Origin of the sequence: Candidatus Hakubella thermalkaliphila, assembly GCF_013281975.1 — a bacterium.
GTDB lineage: Bacteria > Actinomycetota > Humimicrobiia > Hakubellales > Hakubellaceae > Hakubella > Hakubella thermalkaliphila.
Genome location: NZ_BLRZ01000421.1, coordinates 1 through 658 on the forward strand (window position 1 = coordinate 1; position 658 = coordinate 658).

Consider the following 658-nt stretch of genomic DNA (forward strand, 5'->3'; position numbering starts at 1 on the left):
CCACATGAGCGCCTGCAGCAATCCTGCCACACTATACATAGCATCTGGCACTGATGTTGGACCAACTACGGCCTCCCCGCTTCCGGTTGCGTGTTGTGCCTTGGAGGAGTGCCGGCGGTTGTATGATGATCTGTGTTAAATGGCGCGCATGTATTTATGGCAAAGGGGTCTGTTACCTTGGTTCCTGCCAGTCCTGCAGTGGTATACGGGGCTTCATTTGGATAAAACAATGGAGAACATGCAGCAGGAAGCGGAGAGGTTGTAGTTGTTCCAAAATTAGTTCCAGTAGTTATGTATAGTGCGAATGTCTTTCTGCATGCCCTCAGAGGGTCATTTGCCCAACTGTAAGGTGTTTGCGTGAAAGCATGGTTGTCTTGGTAAGTGCTTGATAGCCCACTGAAATACCTGCTTATTTCAATCATCATATTTGCTAATTGAGGCGCCTTGTCAACTGGAGGGGCTGTGGAAGTGGCGTTGAGGAGGGCGCGGAAGTAACTCTCCCTCTCTGCAAGGGTAAGCGCCGGCGAGTCTCTCATTATATCTACCTGTTTGGCACTTCCACTGTGCCATCTTCTTACGGCAAACCTGGTCCCTTCTATATCAAAACGAATCAGTTCATCTGAATATTCTTTGCTCCCATGCGTCCAAATACCATGAA

Annotated in this window: 1 protein-coding gene; it reads right to left on the bottom strand. The window is 48.8% G+C overall.

The window, feature by feature from the left end; translation table 11 throughout:
- Positions 1-65: 65 nt before the first annotated feature.
- Positions 66-658 (bottom strand): BTB/POZ domain-containing protein (locus HW443_RS12535; protein ID WP_176238371.1); only part of this gene is annotated, 593 nt, incomplete at its 5' end.